At 59.1% G+C, this 1,342-nt stretch carries 1 protein-coding gene; it reads left to right on the forward strand.

What is annotated here, in order from left to right; all coding sequences use genetic code 11:
• Positions 1-96 precede the first annotated feature (96 nt).
• Positions 97-1,245 carry a tyrosine-type recombinase/integrase gene (locus AC1DUU_RS32165; protein WP_476787341.1) on the forward strand — a complete coding sequence of 383 codons (1,149 nt, stop codon included), beginning with the start codon at positions 97-99 and terminating at the stop codon, positions 1,243-1,245.
• Positions 1,246-1,342: the final 97 nt, after the last annotated feature.

Here is a 1,342-nt window from a genome sequence, read left to right on the forward strand (position 1 = left end):
CCCCTACATCAACGTCGGCCGGGGCAGAAAGCGCGAGACGCCAAGATATGATCTCGCTGACTTGAATGCCTGGAAGGACAGAAGGAAAAAGACCGCATGTCCGTCTTCATTCGAAAAGAGACCAAGGACGGAACGTACTCCTACGACTTCCAGCTACAGGGTCGTCGATTTTCAGGCCCGACGGAAAGAACGACTAAGCGTGAAGCCGAGGCCGTAGAAAAGGCCAAGCGCGAGGAAGCCAAGGCTATCCTCGCTACCGAAAAGGCTTTCACCGATCCCAACATGACGATCGAGATCGCCGCCAGCCGCTACTGGGAAGAGGTCGGCCAGCATCACACCAACTGGGCAACGACCGAATGGTCTATGGCTTGGTTGGTCGATCACTTTGGCAAGAACACCAGGCTGCGCGACATCGACGACAGTAAAGTTGCCATGATGGTGGCCAAGCGGCGCGGCGAGACCATCCCCAAGCGCAAGCTGCCGACACGCGTCGGCCCGGTCACCGTAAACCGCACAGTGACCCAGCCGCTACGCGAAATCATGATCCGCGCCCGCGAGATATGGAGCGTGCCCATAGCGAAAGTGAAGTGGAAAGACCACTTGCTGGCCGAGCCGCAGGAGCGCGTGCGCGAGGCAAGCATCGCCGAAGAATCAGCGATCATGGAACAGCTCGAGCGCGGATACGACGACGCGATCGAATTCGCGTTCCTGTCCGGTTGCCGGCGCATGGAGATCCTTGGGCTGCACTGGCCGCGCGTCGATTTCTTCGGACGTCAATTTACTGTGATCGGAAAGGGCAAGAAGTCCCGAGTGATCCCGATGTCGCAAGCGATCTTCGATCTCTTGTGGCGCCAGCAGAACCACCACGAAACAAAGGTGTTCACCTACCAGGCCAAGCGCACAGTGCGGCGCGGCGACGACGTGATCTGTCGTGGTCAGCGCTATCCGCTCACCGAGTCGGGATTGAAGACCGCAATGCGTCGAGCCGTGCCGAACGCTGGGGTGACCAACTTCCGCTTCCATGACACGCGCCACACGGCGGCGACCCGGGTGCTGCGAAAGAGCAATCTGCGCGTCGTGCAGGAGCTGCTGGGCCACCGCGACGTGGCCACCACGACCAAGTATGCTCATGCTGTCAAGGAAGACGTGCGTGCAGCGCTGGAAGCAGCAACTCCCACAAAAAGCCCCACAAACAACGCGGGAACAGATCAAAAGCCATTGAATACTTTGAAGAAAGCGCGCTGAGAGACTATATCCCMCAGTCAAGTGCGCTACCGGGCTGCGCTACACTCCGGACCGGTCGCGATGTATCGTGATAATGCCGTCCCGGTCAACCCTATTC

The sequence above is a fragment of the Aminobacter sp. P4_H6_2 genome, from assembly GCF_056400805.1.

What these genes read in the sequence shown, in the direction of transcription:
- AC1DUU_RS32165 (WP_476787341.1), top strand. Translation starts at nt 97, where the DNA reads ATGTCCGTCTTCATTCGAAAAGAGACCAAGGACGGAACGTACTCCTAC.